The 23,182-nt window shown below is 39.1% G+C and carries 20 protein-coding genes; 18 read left to right on the forward strand and 2 right to left on the reverse strand.

Annotated features, from left to right (window positions below):
• Positions 1-71: 71 nt before the first annotated feature.
• From LY28_RS02345 to LY28_RS02390, 9 genes are all read left to right on the forward strand, one after another.
• Positions 72-1,001, forward strand: a complete 930-nt coding sequence (locus tag LY28_RS02345) for an ROK family protein (protein WP_110460560.1) — start codon at positions 72-74, stop codon at positions 999-1,001.
• Between the two features lie 213 nt (positions 1,002-1,214).
• The gene (locus LY28_RS02350) at positions 1,215-2,540 is read left to right on the forward strand and encodes an extracellular solute-binding protein (protein ID WP_110460561.1); all 1,326 of its coding nucleotides are present in this window, start codon (positions 1,215-1,217) and stop codon (positions 2,538-2,540) included.
• A gap of 194 nt (positions 2,541-2,734) precedes the next feature.
• Complete coding sequence (locus LY28_RS02360) at positions 2,735-3,640, forward strand: carbohydrate ABC transporter permease (RefSeq protein ID WP_110460563.1); 906 nt, start codon at positions 2,735-2,737, stop codon at positions 3,638-3,640.
• A gap of 23 nt (positions 3,641-3,663) precedes the next feature.
• Entirely contained in the window at positions 3,664-4,476 is an 813-nt protein-coding gene (locus LY28_RS02365) for a carbohydrate ABC transporter permease (protein ID WP_110460564.1), read from the forward strand.
• Positions 4,477-4,488: 12 nt separating this feature from the next.
• The gene (locus LY28_RS02370) at positions 4,489-5,424 is read left to right on the forward strand and encodes an amidohydrolase family protein (protein WP_110460565.1); all 936 of its coding nucleotides are present in this window, start codon (positions 4,489-4,491) and stop codon (positions 5,422-5,424) included.
• A 2-nt stretch (positions 5,425-5,426) separates the two neighbouring features.
• Positions 5,427-6,686, forward strand: coding sequence for an L-serine ammonia-lyase, iron-sulfur-dependent, subunit alpha (locus tag LY28_RS02375; protein ID WP_110460566.1), 1,260 nt, complete (start codon positions 5,427-5,429; stop codon positions 6,684-6,686).
• Positions 6,687-6,747: 61 nt separating this feature from the next.
• Positions 6,748-7,890 (forward strand): ROK family protein, encoded by a 1,143-nt coding sequence (locus tag LY28_RS02380; RefSeq protein ID WP_110460567.1) that lies wholly within the window; start codon positions 6,748-6,750, stop codon positions 7,888-7,890.
• A gap of 11 nt (positions 7,891-7,901) precedes the next feature.
• Positions 7,902-9,413: an argininosuccinate lyase gene (argH, locus tag LY28_RS02385; protein ID WP_110460568.1), complete on the forward strand. Its 1,512-nt coding sequence runs from the start codon at positions 7,902-7,904 to the stop codon at positions 9,411-9,413.
• Positions 9,414-9,509: 96 nt separating this feature from the next.
• Positions 9,510-10,547 carry an SIS domain-containing protein gene (locus tag LY28_RS02390; RefSeq protein ID WP_110460569.1) on the forward strand — a complete coding sequence of 346 codons (1,038 nt, stop codon included), beginning with the start codon at positions 9,510-9,512 and terminating at the stop codon, positions 10,545-10,547.
• Here LY28_RS02390 and LY28_RS02395 read toward each other — a convergent pair whose 3' ends face one another.
• Both LY28_RS02395 and LY28_RS02400 read right to left on the reverse strand, forming a co-directional pair.
• Positions 10,548-11,138, reverse strand: a complete 591-nt coding sequence (locus tag LY28_RS02395) for a MerR family transcriptional regulator (RefSeq protein ID WP_110460570.1) — start codon at positions 11,136-11,138, stop codon at positions 10,548-10,550.
• A 157-nt stretch (positions 11,139-11,295) separates the two neighbouring features.
• On the reverse strand, positions 11,296-12,195 hold the full coding sequence (locus tag LY28_RS02400) for an RluA family pseudouridine synthase (RefSeq protein WP_110460571.1): 900 nt from the start codon (positions 12,193-12,195) through the stop codon (positions 11,296-11,298).
• Between the two features lie 233 nt (positions 12,196-12,428).
• On the opposite strand from LY28_RS02400, the gene LY28_RS02405 reads away from it, so the two are divergent.
• From LY28_RS02405 to LY28_RS02445, 9 genes are all read left to right on the forward strand, one after another.
• Positions 12,429-13,724: a methionine gamma-lyase family protein gene (locus LY28_RS02405; protein ID WP_110460572.1), complete on the forward strand. Its 1,296-nt coding sequence runs from the start codon at positions 12,429-12,431 to the stop codon at positions 13,722-13,724.
• 51 nt (positions 13,725-13,775) lie between these two features.
• Complete coding sequence (locus LY28_RS02410; RefSeq protein ID WP_110460573.1) at positions 13,776-15,029, forward strand: biotin/lipoyl attachment domain-containing protein; 1,254 nt, start codon at positions 13,776-13,778, stop codon at positions 15,027-15,029.
• A complete protein-coding gene (locus tag LY28_RS02415; RefSeq protein WP_110460574.1) occupies positions 15,026-15,733 on the forward strand; it encodes a YggS family pyridoxal phosphate-dependent enzyme in 708 nt (235 codons plus the stop codon). Before LY28_RS02410 ends, LY28_RS02415 begins: the two co-directional genes overlap by 4 nt.
• A 69-nt stretch (positions 15,734-15,802) precedes the next feature.
• Entirely contained in the window at positions 15,803-16,273 is a 471-nt protein-coding gene (locus LY28_RS02420; protein WP_110460575.1) for a cell division protein SepF, read from the forward strand.
• A 30-nt stretch (positions 16,274-16,303) separates the two neighbouring features.
• Positions 16,304-16,591: a YggT family protein gene (locus LY28_RS02425; protein WP_110460576.1), complete on the forward strand. Its 288-nt coding sequence runs from the start codon at positions 16,304-16,306 to the stop codon at positions 16,589-16,591.
• A gap of 24 nt (positions 16,592-16,615) precedes the next feature.
• On the forward strand, positions 16,616-17,401 hold the full coding sequence (locus LY28_RS02430; protein ID WP_110460577.1) for a YlmH family RNA-binding protein: 786 nt from the start codon (positions 16,616-16,618) through the stop codon (positions 17,399-17,401).
• 136 nt (positions 17,402-17,537) lie between these two features.
• Positions 17,538-18,002, forward strand: a complete 465-nt coding sequence (locus LY28_RS02435; RefSeq protein WP_110460578.1) for a DivIVA domain-containing protein — start codon at positions 17,538-17,540, stop codon at positions 18,000-18,002.
• Between the two features lie 400 nt (positions 18,003-18,402).
• Complete coding sequence (locus LY28_RS02440; RefSeq protein ID WP_110460579.1) at positions 18,403-21,000, forward strand: FtsK/SpoIIIE family DNA translocase; 2,598 nt, start codon at positions 18,403-18,405, stop codon at positions 20,998-21,000.
• A 243-nt stretch (positions 21,001-21,243) separates the two neighbouring features.
• Positions 21,244-23,034, forward strand: a complete 1,791-nt coding sequence (locus tag LY28_RS02445; RefSeq protein WP_110460580.1) for a tetratricopeptide repeat protein — start codon at positions 21,244-21,246, stop codon at positions 23,032-23,034.
• Positions 23,035-23,182 lie beyond the last annotated feature (148 nt).

Below are 23,182 nucleotides of genomic sequence, written 5' to 3' on the forward strand. Positions count from 1 at the left end.
AAAGCTATAGATTAGTTTTTTTTCAAAACGATAGTTAGTATGCAAAACGAACTAATGAAAGGAAATGAAATATGCCGACAAGTATTGGTTTAGACATTGGGGGTACGAATATCTCTGCTGTAATTTGCGATGACAATGGTAACATTATTTACTCCTGCACAAGAAAGAGTGACTATTATGGAGATCAATACCTGAAAAATATTGAGGAAATCATAGAAAATATTATAAGAGAGAGTAACGCTGATATATGCGGCATTGGTATCGGAGTACCGGGTACCGTTGATTATAATACAGGTAATGTTATAGTTTGTCCGGCATTTAATTGGAAAAATGTTCAATTAAGGGCTTTTATAGAACAAAAATTCGGCATAGGCACATTTGTTGATAATGACGTAAATGTATGGACTTTAGCAGAAAAGTATCTGGGAGTGGCAAAAGAGTATGATGATTTTGTAATGCTCACTATAGGAACAGGTATCGGCTGCGGATTATACCTTGGGGGTAAGCTGTACAGGGGGCATAGCTTTGAGGCAGGCGAAATAGGGTATTTGCCTTTATCAATTGAAGCATACAAGGAAACCTTCAGTGAGAATAAATTCGGTTTCTTTGAAAGTAAAGCCTCTGCATCTGCAGCAAGCCGGATATACAGAGAGCTTACAAATAGAAATATCGATTGCAAGGAAATTTTTTTACAGGCAAAGCAGGGTGACAAAATTGCTGAAAAAGTGGTGCGGGATGTTTACAGGTATTTAGGCTTGGGGCTAAGCTCTATTTTTTGCATACTTAATCCTCAAATTGTTGTAGTTGGCGGCGGGATGGCCGAAGAGGGCATAGATTTTCTGAATGAATTGACAAGGAACATAAAAAGGTTGATACCTTTGGACGTAAAGCTTAGTTTGACACAAACAAAAAAATATGGCGGAGCTGTAGGAAGTGCTTTGAGTTTTTTTTATGGCAAGGATAGTAAGGAAACTAAACAAACTAACTTGCAATTTATTTGATATGAGATGATTTATTAAATATCATCGGCAGGTTAAGTACTCAAAATACCAGTTAAGATACAGGAAAATGTATAAAATGCATATAATGCAAAAAGCTAGTGAAAGGAGGGAATGAGTTGCTTTTTTATATATTTTCTAATCTGACATAATTTAATCAGTTGATTGGGAATTGGTAGCAGTTGGAATGTATTTATAGAAAATAAGGAGGATACTATGATTAGAAAAATTTTATCTATGATTTTGGCAGGTTGCATGACCGTTTCACTTTTAGCAGGATGCGTAAGTGAGAAGGTTACTGAGGATTCATCAAAAGGCACTAATGCTTCAAATTCATCATTGACAAAAGCGGAGCCGGTTACAATTGAATACTGGCAATATTTTTATGAAACAAAGGTAAATCTTATGGATGAATTGATAGCAGACTTCCAGGATAAAAATCCCAATATAACAGTTGTTCAGAAGCACTTCCCTTATGATTCATACCAGCAGAAGGTCGCAGCAGCCATTTCGTCCGGAACGGGACCGGATATCATAAACTTATACTATGGATGGGTGCCGAAGTACGTTAAATCAGGAACCTTGCAGGAGCTTCCCGAAGCTTCCTTCTCGGCAGAAAAAATAGAGAGTACATTCGCTCCAATGGTTACGGTTAATAAAATTGACGGAAAATATTATACTGTACCAACGGCAGTTCGTACCTTAGGTCTCTTCTGGAATAAGGATATTTTCAAGGAAAACGGCTTGGATCCTGAAAAGCCGCCTAAAACCATTGAAGAATTGGTTGAAATGGCCAAGAAATGTACAAAGGTTGTAAATGGAAAGCTTGAAGTGGAAGGGCTTACCTTCCAGCCGTCAGGACAATTACATGCATGGTTCCGTCCTGTTCTTCTCAAGCAGTTCGGGCAGGAGCCTATAAGCGAGGACAAGAAGACCGTTCAGTGGAATGCATCGGAGGGCGGATATAAGGCCTTTGAATTTTTAGTAAATCTTGCAAAGGTTGAGAAGGTCGGAGAAAAAGATTTCTTTACTGATGACTCGACAGCCTTTATAAGCGGCAAAGCAGCTCTTCATATTGATGGTTCCTACCGTTTGGGTTCATTAAAGAGCCAGGCTAAGGATCTGAACTACGGTGTTACTGTTCTTCCTTCATATAATGGTGTTGAAACCTCCTTCGGTTCTTTCTGGACAAATGGTATAACTACTAATGCCACAGGAGCAAAGCTTGATGCGTCAGTTAAGTTCCTTGAACACTTAACATCAATTGAAACCATGAAGGCCTGGACTGAAAAAATTGGTGAAATCGGAGCAAAGAATGAAATTGCAGAGGATCCTGAGCTGTTAAAGGATGAGAAGCTGGCTCCGTTTATTAAGCAGCTGCCTGTTGCCGATTCATACTTCTATGTTGATGAGGATGCGGACAGAAAAGCGTTAATGGATGCCATAGACCAGGTTCTCTTGAATAATATGGATCCTAAAAAGGCACTTGATCAGGCAGTCGAAAAGGTACAGGGCTTATTGGATGAATACTGGAAAAAGTAGAAAATCAAGCTTTTAAGGTTTATTGTTTAGCTTTTATATTATGGTATTGCCCGGTGTGCTGCCACGGTCAATCATGGCCGGAAGCCCTCGAGATTACTTTAAAGGCGGGGTGGGCCTGAAAATTGGCACATCGGGCAATATATCCGTAAAAAGTATAAAAACCTTTAGCCTTAAGCTTAAAAAAGGAGGGCTCTATGAAGCTGAAGCTTTCAATTAAGGGAAGACAATCCATGTGGGCTTATATATTCATATCGGTACCTATATTGTTCTTCATATGTATAAGGATAGTACCCACATTATATGCGTTTAACGTCAGCCTGCACAAATGGGATTTGCTTTCAAAAGAAAAACCCTTTGTATTTCTGGATAATTTTAAAGAATTATTCCATGATGAAGTTTTTTTAGCCGCATTAATTAATACGGGAAAGTATATATTGTTTGCAGTACCGATAGGACTTGTTCTCAGCCTATGTATAGCACTTTTGCTGAATACTGTCACCAAGGGCGCATCAATATACAGGATGGTTGTATTTATACCTTACGTGACATCTGTTGTTGCCGTATCATGGGTATGGAGATGGATGTTCATGAAGCAGGGCGGTGTGGTAAATAATATTATCGGTTTGTTTGGAATTGGAAACCAGCCGTTTCTTGACAGCACATCACAGGCGATATTTGTCGTAATTTCAAATGTAATATGGCAGGCATTGGGATTCTACACAATTATATTTCTGGCGGGAGTCAAGCAAATACCACAGACATATTATGAAGCGGCAAAAATTGATGGAGCTTCACCCTGGCAGAGATTTAGGAATATTACAATTCCTATGCTGAATCCGACTATTGTTTATCTGACAGTAATGGCTTCAATTCAGACCTTGCAGGTATTCACACAGGTATTCAATATTACCTCCGGCGGACAGGGTATTGCAGGAGGCCCTCTGAACTCCACCGTAAGTGTTGTTCTTTATATTTACCAGCTGGCGTTTATTAATTACAAAATGGGCTATGCCAGTGCTGCAACAGTAGTTCTGTTCGTTATTATACTATGTATATCTCTATTCCAAATGAAAGTATTGGACAAAAAATATGATTATTAATTTATCGGAAAAGGAGGGGGAAAATGCGTAAGTATTACAAAGCGTTAACTTATATATTTCTTACTATAATAGGTTTTATAATGATATTCCCGTTCTTATGGATGATATCCACTTCCTTAAAGACAGGGGTCGATATTTACAGTCCGTCAATTATACCGGAAAAGGTAACCTTCGACAATTATTTAAGGGTAATTGAAAATTCAAGTTTTCTGGTATGGTTTAAAAACAGCTTTATAATTGCGGCGATCACAACAATTTCGGTTCTGTGCTTTGATACTCTTGTAGGATATTCGTTTGCAAAGCTGCCGTTTAAAGGCAAGGGCCCTTTGTTTATACTGATTTTATCAACACTTATGATTCCTACCGAAATGTTGATTATTCCGTGGTATATGATGAGTACAAGCTTAGGCTGGTTAAACACCTATTGGTCCTTGCTTTTTCCGGGGCTGACCTCTGCCTTCGGAATATTTATGATGAGGCAGTTCTTCCTCGGTGTTCCTGATGATATCCTTGAAGCAGGCAGAATAGACGGTCTTTCTGAATTCGGTATATTTTTAAGAACTGCAATGCCAATGGTAAAGCCTGCTATGTCGGCATTGGGGATATTCACATTCTTAGGAAACTGGAATGCCTTTCTATGGCCTGTAATTGCTGTTGACAAGCCCGATATATATACTCTGCCGGTTGGCTTGGCACTGTTTTCAGGTGAATCCTACAATCAATGGGATCTTGTAATGTCGGCAGCCAGCTTGGCAACAATACCTGTACTGATAGTATTTTTCTTCTTCCAGAAGCAGATAATTGAAGGAATACACATGACAGGATTAAAAGCGTAAGAGGTGAGAAGAATGGAATTTAAATTGATTGATTCCCATGTCCATTTTGATGTAAAGGGCTTTGCTATTGTAGAAATTGAAAAACGCTATATAGAGGAATACGGCAAGGAAAAATGGCTTAAGCTTCAAGCTAAAAATGAGTATCAAAGCAAAAAATGGGCACAGGCATGGGGCTTTCCCCAAAGGGAGCCTGCAGACGATGATGTAAAAACAACCTGTGTCCGATGGCTGGAAGAAATGAAGAAGCATAATATTGAAAAGCTGATATTTGTGACAGGCGGAAGCAATGAAATTTTAAGCAGGATAATCGCAAGCTATCCTGAACATTTTATTGGATACGCACATCATAATCCTTTTGAAAGGGCTGCGGCGGAAAAATTAGAGCTTGCAATAGCCGAACAGGGATTAAAGGGGTATAAAATCATAGCACCTGATTTACCGGGAAGAATAAATGATATTTCTCTTGAACCGGTGTGGAAAACAGCTGAAAAGCACCAAATCCCTGTTTTGATTCATTTCGGCATATTGGGTGCGGCAGGAGGGCTTGCCTCTCATGCTAATATTAATCCTATGATGATACACGACGTAGCAAGGGCTCATCCGGATATATCCTTTATAATACCGCATTTCGGCTGCGGCTATCCTCAAGAGCTGCTGCAGCTGGCATGGGTGTGCCCTAATATTTATGTTGATACCTCCGGCAGCAACCAATGGGTTCGTTGGATGCCATATCCTCTTACTATCAAGGAGCTTTTTAAAAAGTATTATGAAACTATAGGTCCTGAGAGGATAATATTCGGTACCGACTCGGAATGGTTTCCGCGAGGCTTTGTAAGGCAGTATTATGACGAACAGCGTAAGGATTGTATTGAAGCAGGCATGAATCAGGAGGAATTAAAGCTGATATTCAGAGGCAATATTGCCAGACTGTTAAGGCTGGAGGAATAATTATGGATGAAAAAATACGCAGTATTTTAGAAAACGAGATAAAGATGACAATGGGCTGTACTGACCCGGGTGCAATAGCTTTTGCGGCTTCTCAGGCAGCAGTGCTGCTTGATGGAGCTTTAAAAGGCATAGATATAATTCTCAGTAAAAATATATACAAAAATGCTGTGTACGTAGGTATCCCGGTTATAAAAAAAATTGGTATTGAATATGCCGCGATTTTAGGCGCCGTTATTAAGAAGCCCGAGTTAAAACTGGCTGTATTAAGTGAAGTTACTCTGGATATGCAAAATGAGGTCTCGGGTTATTTGGAGTGTATTCCTGTAAAGGTGGCTTATTCCGATATAGATGAGCCTCTTTATATAAGTGTCACCTGCAGCAGTGATATATCCTGTGTCAATGTTGTAATAAAGGGAGACTACGATTGGATATGTCATATTGAAAAGGATAATGAGATATTATACCATAGTGAACCAAAAAAAATATCTGAAAAGTATTCTTATGAGGGCTGGAATTTCAGGAATCTTTTTTATAGTGCGGCAAAGGGTCAAATTGATGATGAGAACATAATCAGATATGAAGCTGTTAATAAAAAAGCGGCAATGGCTGCGATGTCAGAGGAAAACGAAATTTATCTCCAAGGGCTGTCACGTCTTGCTTCCGTTTCCGTAAATGATCTGGCAAATGTGGCAAGGCTCTATGTATTAAATGCTTCACGCATGAGAATGTCAGGTGAAAGGTTTCCCATAGTCAGTGTTGCCGGAAGCGGAAATCTCGGAATCTTGAGCATACTTGCAGTATCTGCGGTATGTGACGCACTTAAAAAGACTGCTAAGGAAAGGCAGACGGCAATATGCCTGTCAGTATTAACTGCAATTTATTTGAAAAGCAACATGAACCGGCTGACGGTAATGTGCGGAACTGCGGTAGCAGGAGCAGCAGGAGCGGCAGCTGCGACGGCATATTTGCTTGGAGGAGGGCTGGAGGAAGCTGAAAACGCAATAAATACTGTTATAGGAAGTATCGGAGGTATGCTTTGCGACGGCGCAAAGGAAAGCTGTGCCTTGAAGGTAGGCTTTGCGGCGGAATGTGCAGTTATAAGCGGAAATATGGCTGTGAATAAAACCGGGATACGAACAGGCAGCGGTATTATCACAGATAACATAGATGAAAATATTAGAAACATCGGACTCATAAATAATTTGGGGATGAAGGAAGCGGACAACATAATGTTAGAGATTCTCAGCACACAGAAGAAGTAGAAATTCTATAGAAGTTGTTATAAAATAGTAGACATGTGAATTTAAGAAGGAGTGTCAGAGAATGATAAAGGGAACGCCGGAATATATGAAGGTGATGAATAGAAATACTGTTCTTTCGCTGATTGTTAAAGAAAAATCAATATCCAGAGCCGCGATTTCGAATCTTACTAATTTGAGTAAGTCAACTGTTTCATCTATCGTTGAGGAATTACTGGGTGAAAATATTATCAGAGAAAAAGGAGAAGGTATTTCAACAAAGCTTGGCGGAAGGAAACCAATAGAACTTGTGTTTAATCCATCGGCCGGATATATTATCGGCATTGACATAGGTGCCTCGAAAAGCATCTGTGTAATATGTGACTTGTCAGGTAAAATATTATTAAAAGAGATAATACAGAAAAAAAATTACGATAACAATAATTATTTATATCAGATTATGCAAACAGTTAAGGAAATGGCTGCAAGGCTGAATACAGAGGATAAGCTTATCGGAATCGGAGTGGGTATTCCAGGTACGGTTGACATTGAAAACGGTATAGCTCTGTTTGTTCCGAAGCTTGATTGGGTGGACTATCCAATCCGTGATGTACTTAGAATAGAGTTTGGTTTAGATGTCTTTATTGATAATGATGTCAATATGGCTGTTTATGGAGAGAAATGGCTTGGTGTGGGAAAGGAATATAATAATTTTGTATTTATTTCCATAGGAGATGGTATCGGAAGCGGAATTATTATAGATAACAAAATTTACAGAGGACACAATTATACAGGCGGAGAAATCGGATACCTTGTGCTGTCAAAGGATGCGCTTGAAACCGAAAGGTATACTCCCGATGCTTACGGATATTTTGAATCTGTTGCTTCCGGAAGTGCCATTGAGAGAAAATTTGGAATAAGCTGCAAGGAGGTTTTTGAAAAAGCCTCCCACAACGATATAGAGTGTATTGAAGCAGTCAATGAAATGACGGAATATCTGGGTATGGGAATTGCAAATATAGTCAGTGTGCTCAGCCCTCAGGCAGTGATTATAGGCGGCGGTGTTTCAAAGGCCGGATTGGGCTTGTTATTGTCAATCAGAAAGGAAGTATCCAGACTTACGCCTGTCAAAACAGAAATAGTTCTTTCTGAGCTCGAAGAAAATGCCGGTGTTATGGGGTGTGTGGGCTCAGTGCTTGCAAATAAATATGGAATCAGCTTTTATTAGGGAGGAATTCTATGTACACAAAAGAATATGTTGAAGAAATTGACGGTATCAATTTTCCGGGCAAAACATTTCAGGACTGTGTTCTGGCCCCGATATTCGATACCCAGAAAAATTATTATGCAAAGCCTTTTATTAAAATCAGCAAGGCTCATGCCGTAATGCTGTATGAGCAAAAGATAATTACATCAGATGAAGCCAATGAAATATTGTCAGGACTTAATAAAATAGATTCAATAGATATGGGTGACCGAAAATATGATCCTTCCTATGAGGATATGTTTTTTATGATAGAGCATGAACTTGAAAATTTAATAGGCAGGGATAAAGCAGGAAGATTGCATATAGCCAGAAGCAGAAATGACATAGACATATGTGAATTCCGTATGGTGCTCAGAGAAAAGGTCCTTGAAGTTATACAGGCTTTGAATACCTTCAGGCAGGTGCTGCTTTCTCTTGCAAAAGAAAATATAACGACCGTTATGCCTGCCTATACACATACTCAGCCTGCACAGCCGACCACCTTAGCACATTATATTCTTGCATATCAGGATTCCTTGGAAAGGGATTTTGACAGATTTGTACACCTGTATAATACTATTAATCTGAGTCCCCTTGGCGCGGCAGCTATTACAACCACCGGCTTTCCTATTAACAGGCAGAGGACAGCGGAATTATTGGGCTTTGCCGGGCTTGTGGAAAATTCCTATGACGGCATCGCAGGGTGTGATTATCTTACGGAATGTGCTTCCGCATTAATGATTATGAACACCAGCCTGTCAAGATTTATGAAGGATACATTAGATTTTTGCACAAAGGAGTTTAATGTATTCTATCTATCGGATCCTTATGTTCAGGTAAGCAGTATAATGCCTCAGAAAAGGAATCCGTCCTCTCTTGAGCAGACAAGGCCTGCTGTAAGCAAAGCGATTGCCGAGGCTAAATGTGTATTTGACATACTTCACAATACTCCCTTTGGAGATATTGTTGACACGGAAGAGCAGCTGCAGCCGCATTTGTATGATTCAGTAAAATATACTGTCAGGGCATTTAAAATGCTGAGCTCTGTTTTTACAACCCTGCAGGTAAATAAGGAGATACTGTTTGAACGGGCGCACGAGGGCTTTATTACGGCTACAGAGCTGGCCGACATTCTGGTAAGAGATAAGGGCTTGTCCTTCCGCCACAGCCATAAGATTACCAGCTTAATTGTGAAGCATTTGGTTAAAAACGGCAAAAAGGCAAAAGACATTACTCCTCAGCTTATTGCGGATATTTCGGAGGAAATACTGGGAAGAGCTATTGATTTGGAGGTTGCCGAAATAGAAAGGGCACTTGATCCTGTGAATTTTGTCGGCATCAGAACTGTAACAGGCGGTCCTGCTCCGGTTGAAACAGAAAGAATGCTGGAAAACAGATTAAAAACACTTGAAAAAAATCAGCAGTTATTCAAGGAATATATTGAAGGCTTAGAAGCATCCGATAAAAAATTGGAAGCAGCAGCGAATATAAGAAAGGCTGAATAATGTTTATGCCATAGCCCGGAAATAAAATCAGCTGCCGGTACTTAAGACTTCTTGGTGTATTTACAGTTCAGGCAAAAAAAAGAAGAGGTGAGTTTTATGGTTAATATGTGGAAAGAAATATTAGAACAGCCGGAAGTTTTAAAGAAAACCGCTGAAACCAATGCGGCAGTTATTGAAGGCTTGACGGCAGACTTGAAGGTCAGGGATATTTCAACGGTTATTATTGCTGCGAGAGGTACCTCAGACCATGCTGCAGTTTACGCAAAATATGCTATTGAAACACTTACAGGGATACCTGTTTCCTTGGCGGCGCCGTCAGTGTTTACAATGTATAATAAAAAAATAAATATGAAGAATTGTCTTGTAATTGGTATTTCCCAGTCGGGCAAGGCTGCTGACGCAATAGAGGTAGTAAAGGCTGCTGCCGGACAGGGGGCTGTAACCATGAGCGTGACTAATTTTGTTGATTCACCTATGGCAGCAGCATCACAATATCATCTTTTTTGTGATGCCGGCATTGAAAAAAGTGTGGCTGCTACAAAGACATTTACTTCCACAGTATTTCTTTTGATAAACTTTATTGCAAGGTGGGCGCAAAAGGAAGAGCTATTGAAGGAACTTGAAAAGACACCTGATATAATGAAGGATTTATTTGCACAGGAAGATAATATTAAAGAAACGGTACAGAAGTACAGATTTATGAAGGAATGCTTTGTGCTCGCAAGAGGCATCAACTACTCAATTGCTTTGGAAGCTGCTCTGAAAATTCAGGAAACAGCTTATGTTCGTGCAAAAGCATTTGCAACGTCAGATTTTCATCATGGGCCTTTTGCGATGATTGAAAGAGATATGCCTGTCATAGTATATGCACCTGAGGGCCCCTCAAGTAAGGATGTTCTGGAAATGGTCAATAAATTAAAGGACAATGAGGCCGATATATTAATAGTATCTAACAATCAAGGCTTGTTGGAGCTGGGCAATAGCCGTATTAAAATACCTGAAAACTGCAGTGACTATATATCTCCGCTGTTTAATGCGGTAGCTGCTCAGATGTTTGCATGCAAGCTTTCCTTGCTGAAGGGATTAAATCCCGACAGCCCTAGAGGATTAAACAAGGTTACTATTACAAGGTAGCTATTTACCGATTAGCTTCCTCAGTTTTCCGGTAAACGAAGAGCTTTTTCGCTCACGCCATTCGGTAATAGATCTGTCTATCTCCTGAAAGTGCCTGTCCATCTTAAGCTCCAGCTTGCGATTGCTGTTTTCTATGCAGGCTCCGAGCTCTAGCTTTGATTTAAAGATATCCTTGGACAGGTATTCTCTGGAGGACATAATCTCTGTTGAGACACTGTCCAGAAGATCGCTTTTTATGCTATTCAGGGCTTCCATTATCAGATTGAACTCAGGCGTTCTTATTTGTTTAGTTTGAGAGCCTATGACTGCCGGCAGGGTTTCTTCATTGCATTGAGTAAATTTTTCCTCGGACCTTATAATGTTTTCGTCTTCAAGAATTTTTCTGATTGCTTTAAGTTCAAGTCCCTGATCACGCATTGTTTTAATCTGATACATTAAGTTTGCATGATTGGTGGTATAATACCGTCTTCCTCTTGAATCCTTAGGAATATTCAGACCAAACTCCTTTTCATAAAATCTCAAAGCATGGTCTGTAATATTTAAATATTCACTTAGCTCTGTTATCGAGTATCTTTCCTTTAAAACATCCATATTTACATACCTCCTGAATCACTGTAGCATGATTGGTTTCTCATTTGTATTTGCATATTCCGGCAGTTCGGTTAAATACCGATTCATTTAAACGGATTCTGCAGTTTTATGAAACCCAGTATAACACAGGAAGTATTACATGTAAAATATTACCATATTAATGCCTCATTATTTCCAACAGCCTTTTCATATCCTCAGGCAGCTCCGCATTAAAAATAAGCTGTTTTTTTGTCTCGGGATGAAGAATTTTTGTAGTGTGAGAATGCAGAGCCTGCCTCGAAAGCATAAAATCAGAATTCTCTGAATACAGGGTATCTCCATAGATAGGGAAGCCCATTGCCTGACAGTGGACTCTGATTTGATGTGTTCTGCCTGTCTCTAACTTAAATTTAAGCAGAGCGGTGTTGTATGCGGGAAAACTCTCCGCAACCTCATAGTGAGTAATTGATGGTGCTCCGCTTTCTGAAATCCATCTGAGCATAATACTTTCGGGCTTTCTGCCGATAGGCAGGTCTATAGTACCGGAGCTTCTGCCGGGAATACCTTGAACGATCCCTGAATACTCCTTTTCAAATACTTTCTCCTGCATTTGCTTGATCAGCATATCCTGGGCAAATTGATTCTTTGCAAAAATAATTATGCCCGAGGTTTCTCTGTCTAGTCTGCTGACCGGCCTGACTTTTTTTGAAATGCCTTTCTGCTTTAGATAATAGACAATTCCGTTTGCAATAGTATGGTCGGGATGGTTAAATGTAGGATGCACAACAATTCCAGACTGCTTATTAAGAACAATAAGGCACTCATCTTCAAATATGATATCTATAGGTATATCCTGAGGCTCGATATTTTCACAGTTCTCGTCAAGTTCAAGCTCGGCTTTAAGTACATCCCTTTCTTTCACAATATAATTAACCTTTACGGGCACATCATTTATTAATATCTTGTTTTGCAATTTTAGCTTGTTTAAAAATCTTGTCGAGAGCTGCAGTCTGCTTTTTAGGACAGCTCTTACAGACTTGCCGGCATCATCCTTGTCAATTGTATGCTCTAAAATCATATTTGCCTCCAATAATTTCTTTATAATAAGTGGCTTTAATATTCATAAAAGTATATTTATTATACAGTTTTAACAAAGCCTTGCAAAGTGTTTGATACTAAAAACTAAAAGGCTACCGGTAAATATTTTGCAAGATTAAATATGGTTATATCTGCGGCAATGGTATATAATGCTTTTAGGAAAGCTTGAGAATCGGGAAGGGTAAAAATATACGAAAGAGGATTAAATACAAAATGAATTTATGCACAAGAGAATATTTAAAGAATAATTTTGAAATAGAAGATAGAGTTATTGAGCTGGCGGAGCAGGCTGAAAAGGATGCAAAGCAGGTATTTGACCGAATAGATGAGATAAAGCAGATAAACCAGCTGAAGGTAATTAAGGCAATGCAGGACAACAAGCTGAGTGATTCGCATTTTAACGGCACAACCGGGTACGGCTATGATGACAGGGGAAGAGACGTGCTGGACAGTGTCTATGCAGAGGTTTTTAAAGCAGAGGATGCACTTGTCAGGCATCATATTGTATCAGGAACACAAGCACTTTCGCTGTGCCTCTTTGGTAATCTCAGGCCCGGTGACGAGCTGGCAGCTGTTACCGGAAAGCCATATGATACCCTTGAAGAAGTAATAGGCATCAGAGGTGAAAATTGCGGCTCACTGAAGGAATTTGGGGTAACCTACAGGCAGGTGGATTTGAAACAGGACGGGAAGCCTGATTTGGACAGCATTAAGAAGGCCGTATCTTCTAAGACCAAAATGGCAATGATTCAGCGCTCAAGAGGATATTCATGGAGAGATGCGCTTTGTATAGAGGATATCAGAAGTATTGTAAAAACTGTAAAAGCTGTGAATAACGATATTATTATCATGGTAGACAACTGTTACGGTGAATTTGTGGAAGAGGTTGAGCCGATAGAGGCAGGAGCAGATATAATAGCAGGTTCTCTTATAAAGAATCCGGGAGGAGGACTGGCTGTTACGGGAGGGTACATTGCAGGGAAACGCAAGCTGGTTGAGCAGTGTGCATACAGGCTGACTTCACCGGGATTGGGAAAAGAGGTGGGGGCCTCCCTTGGAAATAACAGATTGATGTTTCAGGGGCTGTTTATGGCACCTCATGTAGTATCTGAGAGCCTCAAGGGAGCAGTTTTCTGTGCGGCACTTATGAAGCGCGCCGGTTTTGAAACCTTACCTGCTGTGGACTCCAGGAGAAGCGACATTATCCAGGCAGTCAGGTTTAATAATGCAGATTGCTTAATTGCCTTTTGTCAGGGAATTCAGAAGGGTTCTCCTGTGGATTCTTATGTAACGCCGCAGCCATGGGATATGCCGGGATATGATTCTCCGGTTATTATGGCAGCCGGAGCTTTTGTTCAGGGCTCGTCAATAGAGCTGAGTGCTGATGCACCGCTTAAAGAGCCTTATGTTGCATATATGCAGGGAGGTCTGGTGTATGAGCATGTCAAGCTCGGGAATATGATAGCGCTTCAGAAGCTGTTTGCAAAAGGCATGGGACAGCATGAATAAGGCTGCTTTGTCAGATTTTATACTATAAGATTTTTAGCGGAGGCAAATACAATGAAGGGTATATTCAAAAGGCAGAGCTTCAGAATAGGTACACTGATACTAATAGTATTTTTATTAATATACCTGCCGTCATTGCTGTATCTTGTTAATAGCAACGGGATAAAGACAGATTTGCTGAGATTGGGAACGATTGAGGAAATACAAAATGTTGACGGGGTATTTATCCGAAAGGAGGAGATTATTAATTCTCCGGATACCGGCAGCTGTGTTATGGATGCTGCGGAGGGTGAAAAGGTACCTGCATTTTACAGAATTGCTTCAGTAGTAAAAAATGTTCCTGTTTCAGCATATGAAGAGCTGAAGAAAAAGGAAATGGAAATAGCCAAGGCACAGGAGGCACAAAAAGAAAATGTGTCAGCCTTTTCCGGAGATATAAACAAATTGGATAACGAAATTATTGACAAAGTAAAGGATTTGGCTCAGCAGTCAATCAGAGGAAGCTTGGTTGACAGCAATGATACTATTACAAAAATAGATGCTATTGTTTACAAAAAGTCTGATATTTTTGGAGACAGCAGTAAATCAGCAGCTTATATAAATAAATTAAAAAATGAAAAGGCAACCATAGAAAGTAAATTGAGTAATAATATCACCGAAATAAGGACAAAATCCGCAGGTCTTTTATCCTTTGCGGTAGATGGATATGAAAGTATATTGACTCCTGATTCCATAAGGAATGCCACACCAAAGACCCTTGAAAACATAACCGTAAAGGAAACAAACCGAGATTTTAATGTAATAGATGCACAGAAAGGAAAGCCTGTTGCAAAGCTTGTAAGCGGCTTGGAAAGTTATTTTGTTACAGCAGTTAATGAAAGTGACAGTAAGCTTTTAAATCTAGACAGAAAGGTTAAAATAAGAATAAACGATACCGGTTACAGTATGGATGCCGAAATTGTATACAGCTCTGACGTTATAGACGGTAAGAGAATCATTGCCCTCAGGTTTGACACAGGCCTGAATGAAACTGTTGGGCTGAGAAGGATTAATGCTGATATAGTTTTATCCGGTTCAAGCGGATTAAAGGTTCCTCACAGCTGTCTGATGAATATAGATAACAAAAACAAGACTGCGGAAATTGCGTTGGTAAAGGGGATGAGTGCCGCAATAGTAAAAGTCCGGATTGCAGGTATGAATAACGATGCGGTGATTATTGATGACCTTGACGGGCAGACTGCAGTCCTATTATATAAAACATATATATTAAATCCAATAAATATACGGGAGGGGCAGATAATAAATTGATTGATTTGAATATTAAGGCAAATTTAGATAACATATTGTCAAGAATCAAGGCTGCCGCTGAAAAAAGCGGCAGAAATGCGGAAGACGTTAAGCTGATTGCCGTAACCAAAACTGTTGATGTTGATAGAATAAAGAGTGCCTATGAATATGGAATTCTTGACATGGGAGAAAACAGGGTACAGGAGCTGCTTGAGAAGCATGATAAGCTTGACAGGTCGTGCAGGTGGCATTTGATAGGGCATTTGCAGACAAATAAGGTTAAATATATTATAGACAAGGTAGATATGATACATTCTGTAGACAGTATACAGCTGGCCAAGGAGATTGATGCTCGCGCGGCAAGGCTTGGAAGGAAAATGAATATTCTCCTGCAGGTTAATGTGTCCGGTGAGGAGAGCAAATTTGGGATAGATACAAGGGAGGTAGATGAATTTGTTAAAATAATTTCTGAATTTGGTAATATTTCCTTGAGAGGTATGATGACAATAGCGCCATATGCTGATAATGCAGAGGCTGTGAGGGATGTTTTTAAAAAACTTTATGATAAATATATTGACATAAAGCAGAAAAAATTAGATAATGTTACTATGGATTATCTTTCCATGGGTATGAGCAACGATTTTGAAGTGGCTATAGAAGAAGGCGCAAATATAGTTAGAATCGGTACTGATATTTTTGGAAAGAGAGATTATGCTAACGTATAATTTTTAAAATATTTTTTACGTTCGAGAGATAAAAAAAATAATTTACTAAAGACGCAGGAGGTATTTGAAATGTCAAAACTTCTTAATAAAGTGTTTAATTTTGTTGGGTGGGAAGCTGTAGATGAGGATGAAGAGGAATTAGAACTCCAGGATGGAGCGTATAATGAAAATCTGAAAAGCGAACCTATTCAAACACACTTTTTCAACAATTCAAAGAAGCAGCAATCCGGAAAGGTCGTAAACATCCATAACGGAAATCAATTCAAGATGGTTGTGGCTCAGCCCGATACTTTTGATGATGCAAAAGATATTTGTGATCACTTGAAAGGCAATAAGCCTGTTGTTATAAATCTTGAGGGAATTGAAAAGCATGATGCGCAGAGGATTATCGACTTTTTAAGCGGAGCTATCTATGCTCTGGATGGTTCTATTCAAAAGGTCTCCTGTGATATATTTGTTATAGCTCCAAACAGTGTAGATGTAAGCGGTGATTTGGACGATGAAATCAGAAATAAGACTGTTTTTCCGTGGGCTAAGTAGGTATTTAACATAATTATTGGAGGATAATTGATGTATTCAGTTTACAGAGCTATAGATATAGTATTAAAGATTTTTGAGTTTGCTCTTATTGCAAGAGTATTGTTATCATGGCTGCCTATATCCAGAAACAATAAGTTTGTGGAATTGCTGTATACAATTACGGAGCCTGTACTGGCACCAATCCGTAATATGTTGAACAGGTCCAGCTTTTTAAATAACTCTGCCCTTTCAATGATTGATTTTTCTCCCATAGTTGCTTTTTTGCTTTGTGATGTGGTAAGAAATGTTGTTGTAATGATTTTAAGAATGTTTATATAATCTGTTAAGATTTAATATATAATTATGGATAAAAATACTTTAATAAAAATGGTATCAAAGCTTGAGGATAAGGTACTTGTTTCAAGACTTCTAGATAAGGTTGAACAATGCCGTTATTCCTCTTTTGTGTATTCGGATTTTCTTTCTCCATATGAAGCTGCTATTGCAAAAAGGATTTTAGGCAAGGTGAGCAATGTTTCTTACATATTCATAGGAGGATATGAAGGTGCGGAGAGGGTTATAGCTTTTATCAGCACTGATTTTACAGATGAAGAGGATGCTTATCTGAAGATGCCTTTAAGCTTTCTGAGGATAAAGCATACGTCAGATAAGCAGCTGTCTCACCGGGATTATTTAGGCTCTTTACTGGGGCTTGGAATAAAAAGAGAAAAAATAGGTGACATTCTTGTTTGTGAATCCTTTGCAGATGTTTTTATAATTGACAAAATTGCAGAATACGTTTTATATAATTTGGATAAAATCGGTAATGTAAGGGTTAGCTGTGAAACGCTGAATATGTACGAATATACAGCTCCGCAGAAGAAGGAAAAGCTCATAAATACCACAGTAGCTTCTCTTAGGGCAGATTCAGTTTCGGCCTGCGGATTCGGGGTTTCCAGAACAAAGATAACGGATTATTTCAAAGCACAGAGAGTGAATGTTAATTGGGAATTGGTTCAGAATCCTTCTAAACTGCTGTCTGAAGGAGATACAATCTCCATTCGGGGCAAGGGCAGGATTGTGTTGGATAAGGTTGCGGGAACTACTAAAAAGGACAGGGTAAATATAATAATAAAGCGGTTTGAGTAGAGCTATTCCGAATAAGGTATGTAGGTTTTGAACGGCGGAGCTGCTGAGAAATATATTTTGATTGGTACAAGCAGTACTGTATTGCTTGATTAAGATATTTCCCCAAAAATATTGAATTAAAGAGAGGATGGCGGCTATGAATTATACTCCGAATGATCTTGATAATATGAAGTTTAAAAAGAATTTCAGAGGCTATGATGAGGATCAGGTAAATGGCGTTCTGGATAATGTAATACAGGATTATGAGCTTTATATAAAGGAAAATATTGAGCTTAAAGACAGGATTTCTGTTTTAAACGAGGGAATCCAGCATTACAAAAATATCGAAGAATCCCTTCAAAATACCTTGATTGTCGCACAGCAGACAGGTGAGGAGATTAAGAAGAACTCATATGAAAAGGCTGATAATATCATTAAGGAGGCTGAAATAAGGGCTCAGAAGATAATAAATGATGCAAATCAGGAGGTTATTAAAATCAGGTTTGAGTATGAAGAATTAAGGAAAAGACTTCACCTTTATAAGACTAAGTCGGAGACCTTGATACTATCCCAGCTTGAGCTGTCAAAGCAGTTATTCAGTGATGATACTGATTTGGAATAAGCCTCTGGAAACCTTTATATCAAGCGGCAAATCCATGCCGGTATAATAACGGAGTCTTGATTTACTGATACCGGGCATGGAGGCTATTTATGGCGGGCTGATTTATAAGCTCTTTTTAGCTGTCATTTTCATGTTTTTATCTTATACAATGCTTCACATTGTACTTCTGTTTCTCCCATTAAAATGCAAAAATCTGATGTTAACATAATACTCCGCAAACACAATCTGGCTAAATTAAGAAAAATGTGGTATAATTCTTAAAGTCAATTGCTATCGGTTGAAAACCGATGTCACCAGCCGATAGTTCGGGGGTGGTGTTGAAGTCTTTTTAAAGACAGCACATTTAAACCCAAGCCGGCTTAAAAAGCTTAATTTGCATAAAAAATTGTGAGGTGCAAAAATGCAGGTCAAAAAAACACAAAAGAAAAAAAAATATAAAAGAGTTGAAAGCGGCTTTTCAAAATATAGAAATGAAATATTCGGGTTGATTCTGTTTGCATTTGGGATTATTTCGCTGTTTAGTTTTGTTTTTTCTAATTCCATGGGAGTTTTCGGAAAAGGAATTACAAATTTGCTGCTGGGTTTTTTAGGACTGCCGGCATACATATGCCCTTTGATACTTATTGTATACGGGGTGTCAATGATATTTAAAAAGAATTCGCATATATTTGAGCTGCGTATAATTTATTCCGGTATATTAGTAGTTTTGCTTTCCGCATTTTTACAGGTTGCTGTATTTGACTACGAGGAATATGCAGGCAGAGCATTTTTCAGCAGCCTTTCAAATTTCTATACCGAAGGTGCAAAGCATGCCGGAGGCGGTGTACTTGGAGGATTGATCAGCCTGCCGTTTTTAATGACCTTTCAGGTGCTGGGAACGATCATCATACTTACTACAATTTCAATTATTGATATTATTTTATTGACTAATGTTTCTATGGCTGCTTTCCTCAGAAAGGTTTCGGCCTGTTTTTCTACGAGGATAAGGACTTCAAAGGAAAACAGAAGGCTTAAAAAGGCTGAAAGATTGAAGGAGCTGGAAGAGCAAAATGAGGCTGGAGATGAGGAGACAAGTGATGAAAGCTCTGCTGATAAGAAAAAAGTAATTAACTTCAAGATTGAACGTGAAAGCAGAGCAAATAAGAAGCCAAGAAGGCTGGGTAATAATGAGGCCGCTGAAGCGGGAGATGATTTGCCGGCAGAAGAGGAGGCTGGCAAATTTGCCAAGGAGGCAGAAGCTGAGGCTGCTCAAAGCAATGAGCAGGAAGAATTTACTGTGAGCTTTACCGGATTTAATGAGCTTGCCGATGAGTTGGCCATGTCCGATATAACAAACGGCAATTTTATTAATGATGAAAATATAGATACATATCAATGTGATATTGAAAAGGAAGAGGGGGCGGATTCTTCAGAAACAGCTGCCGTTGAAAATACCTGCGGTACAGAAGCTCTTGCTCAGACTGATAATAAGGGTGTTCAGGAGGACAGTGAAATTATTATACCGCCTGTTGAAGTGAAGCCGATAATATATAATTATCCTTCAATTGATTTGCTGGATGAAAGCAAGGAAGATGTAACTAATATTAAGGCATTAAAAAATATTGCCCTTGAGGGTGCCAAAAAGCTTGAGGATACACTTAAAAGCTTCGGTGTTGAGGTGAGAGTTATAAATATCAGCCGCGGGCCTGCGGTTACAAGGTATGAGCTGCAGCCAAGCCCCGGTGTCAAGGTTAGTAAGATAGTAAGCCTGTCAGATGACATAGCCCTGAATCTTGCCGCTGCCGGAGTGAGGATAGAAGCACCTATCCCGGGAAAGGCAGCAGTTGGCATTGAGGTTCCTAATAAAGAGATGTCGGCGGTACTGCTGAGAGATATTCTTGAATCAAAGGATTTTATAAATCATCCCTCAAAGCTTGCTTTTTCTGTCGGAAAGGATATTTCGGGAGAGACAGTAGTGGCGGATATAGGCAAGATGCCTCACCTGCTGGTTGCGGGTGCCACCGGTTCAGGCAAGAGTGTATGTATAAACAGTCTTATTATGAGTATTTTATTTAAAGCCTCACCGGAAGAAGTCAAGCTTTTACTGGTTGATCCAAAGGTCGTTGAGCTGGGTATATATAACGGAATTCCCCATTTGCTCATACCTGTGGTTACAGATCCGAAAAAGGCAGCCGGGGCATTGAACTGGGCTGTGCAGGAAATGATTAACAGATACAAGCTGTTTGCAGATAAGGGAGTAAGAGATTTGAAGGGATATAATGCTATGCTCAAAGCAAATAATGAGCAAGGCATGCTGCCTCAGATTGTTATAATTGTAGATGAGCTTGCAGACCTTATGATGGCTGCGCCGAATGATGTTGAGGATGCAATATGCCGGTTGGCTCAGATGGCAAGAGCAGCCGGAATGCATTTGGTTATAGCGACGCAGAGGCCTTCCGTAGATGTAATAACAGGTGTAATAAAAGCAAATATTCCATCCAGAATATCCTTTGCAGTTTCGTCACAGGTGGATTCAAGAACTATACTTGACATGGGAGGCGCAGAAAAGCTGTTAGGCAGAGGAGATATGCTCTTCTATCCTGTCGGTGAGCCGAAGCCCCAGCGGGTAAAGGGCTCGTTTGTATCTGACACTGAGGTTGAAAGAGTTGTTGAGTATATAAAAACACAGGGATATTCTCTATATGACGAAAATATTATAGAGAAAATAAATGACAGCAGTGTAGGAAGTGATACTAATTCAGGTGACAATGACGCTCTTTTGAATCAGGCGATAGATATGGTTGTTGATGCAGGACAGGCATCTGTTTCTCTTGTCCAGAGAAAGTTCAAGGTGGGGTATTCAAGGGCGGCAAGGATAATTGACCAGATGGAGGCAAGAAATATTGTAGGACGTTTTGAAGGCAGCAAGCCACGTCAGGTGCTTATATCCAAGCAGCAGTGGATTGAAATGCAGATGGGCGACAAAAAGGATGATAAACAGGGCTCACAGCAGCAATAGAAGGCTTTCGGAATTATTGCTTGAAAAATAAAATTGCTTGAAGGTAATAATAAGGCTATTTCCCGAATATTAATAATATCCATGCCTGCGGAATATAAATTATAATATGGTTTTACCAGAGTCAATTATGGTTCAAGCCTTCGCGGCGATATTTATATCAAGGATGATGGATATCGTTTTTAGGCGGTATTAATTGACTTGTGTAATTTGCAAAAGAATTTAATAAAATACGCGGGGGTGCTTATGTTACTTTTAACTGCATTTAATATGATTATATTGGTTTTGCTGATTGCTTATGTATTTTACAGGCTTATTAAGACAAAGACTATTGTAACTCTTATTTCTTTTACGCTGCAATTATCAGCTTTAACAATTGTTTTGCTTTCTGTGGTAAACAGAGTTCAGACAAGTACAGGAGTGGAGCTTTTCTATATTTCTTTTGGAATTATTGTACCATGCTGCATAGCAGCTTACGATTATTACTTAATGATAAAAAAGGTTAAGGAAAAGGGAAGCTATGAAGGCTTGATTACAGCTGATAAAAATATTAAGGTAAAGAGTTATAATACTGTTGAGATAATGAGTGTTGCATCAAATGATGCTTTTGTCGGGGAAACTTTAGCGGAAATCAGTCAGCTTAGTGATGAGCTGTTCAAAGGAATAAAGAAAAAACTGGTACAGGCAGAGGAATACTACAGGGAAAGTAATTATGATGCCGCCTGTGAAATAAACAACAGCCTGATTGGAATATGCGGTACATCTTCAAATTTATATTTTAATTACGGAAATATCTGCTTTAAAAAAGGACAGCTTGGAGAAGCTCTTTCACATTACAGAAAGGTATTGGAGCTGAACGAACAGCTTCTTCAAAAGCTTCAGAAATCCAGTCATTCAAAGACTGCGGTCAATGATGCTATTTCAAGTATAAGGTTTAAAGAATACCTTGTTTATTATAATATCGGAGTAACATATTTAAATATAGGCAAGGCGGATTTTGCACTTGAAAATTTTGAAAAATCTTTAGCAATCAATTCTTCCTTTGTCAATGCAAAAGAGGGTGTAGGACGAGTGCTGGTGCAGAATGGAAGAAATGCAGAGGCTGTAAGCTACTATGAGGAAATCCTCGAAAAGGACAGTAACAACTATATAATAGGCCTTCTGCTCGGAAAGCTTTTTGTTGAATTAAATGATACCGGCAGGGCGCGGAAATGCCTTGAACAGTGTATAAGGAACAAGCCCGACATACCGGATGCGTATACGGAGCTGGGAAAGCTTTATATGTCAGAGAAGAATTATCAGGAAGCGGCTAAGCTATATAAGAAATATATAAGTATAAGGGATGATGATTTTACAGGGCATTATAATCTTGCAGGCTGCTGCTATCAGACGGGAGAATTCAAAAAGGCCGTTACAGAGTATCAAAAGGCCATTATGCTGAATTCCGCAAGCTATAACAGCTTGTTTAACATGGCACTTATTTATGAAGAAATAAAGGAATATGACAAGGCAATAGAATGCTATGAAAATGCAATATCCATAAAGAAGGATTTCGTTGATGCGTATAACAATCTGGGTATTCTGTTTTCAAAGCAGCAAAGGCAGTTTGAGGCCTTGGCAGTATATTCAAAGGGTATAAAAGAAAGTCCGAGCAATTTCAAGCTATACTATAACATGGGAGTTGTACTGTTTGAGCTTAGGAGATATGAGGATGCTGCGGATGCGTTCAAGCGGGCAATTGAAATTAATCCGGAAGACAATGAGGTATATTATTATCTTGGTGCGGCATTAACTGAGCTGAAAAAATATGATGAAGCAATAAAGGCATACAGCAGGGCTTTAAATGAAAATATGAGCGACGGGGATTTATACTATAATATAGCCGCAGTATATGCCTTAATGAAAAAGCAGGATATTGCAATTGATAATTTGAAGAAGGCAATCAACATAGATCCGGATATAAAGCAGGAGATTTTTCAGAACAGAGTATTTGATTACATACTTATGAATTCGGATTTTATGGAGCTGATATCTTAAAAATAACTTTATTAAGCTTTTAATTCTCCCTGAGGGTTTATTCGCTCAAAATTTGTGCTAGAATGGTAGTGGCTGATTTTTTCGGTATTTAGCCGGCAGTAATTGACAAGTGCAAGTTATTGTTCAGCCTTCACGACGATATTTATAT

The organism is Ruminiclostridium sufflavum DSM 19573 (assembly GCF_003208175.1).
Classification (GTDB): domain Bacteria; phylum Bacillota; class Clostridia; order Acetivibrionales; family DSM-1351; genus Ruminiclostridium; species Ruminiclostridium sufflavum.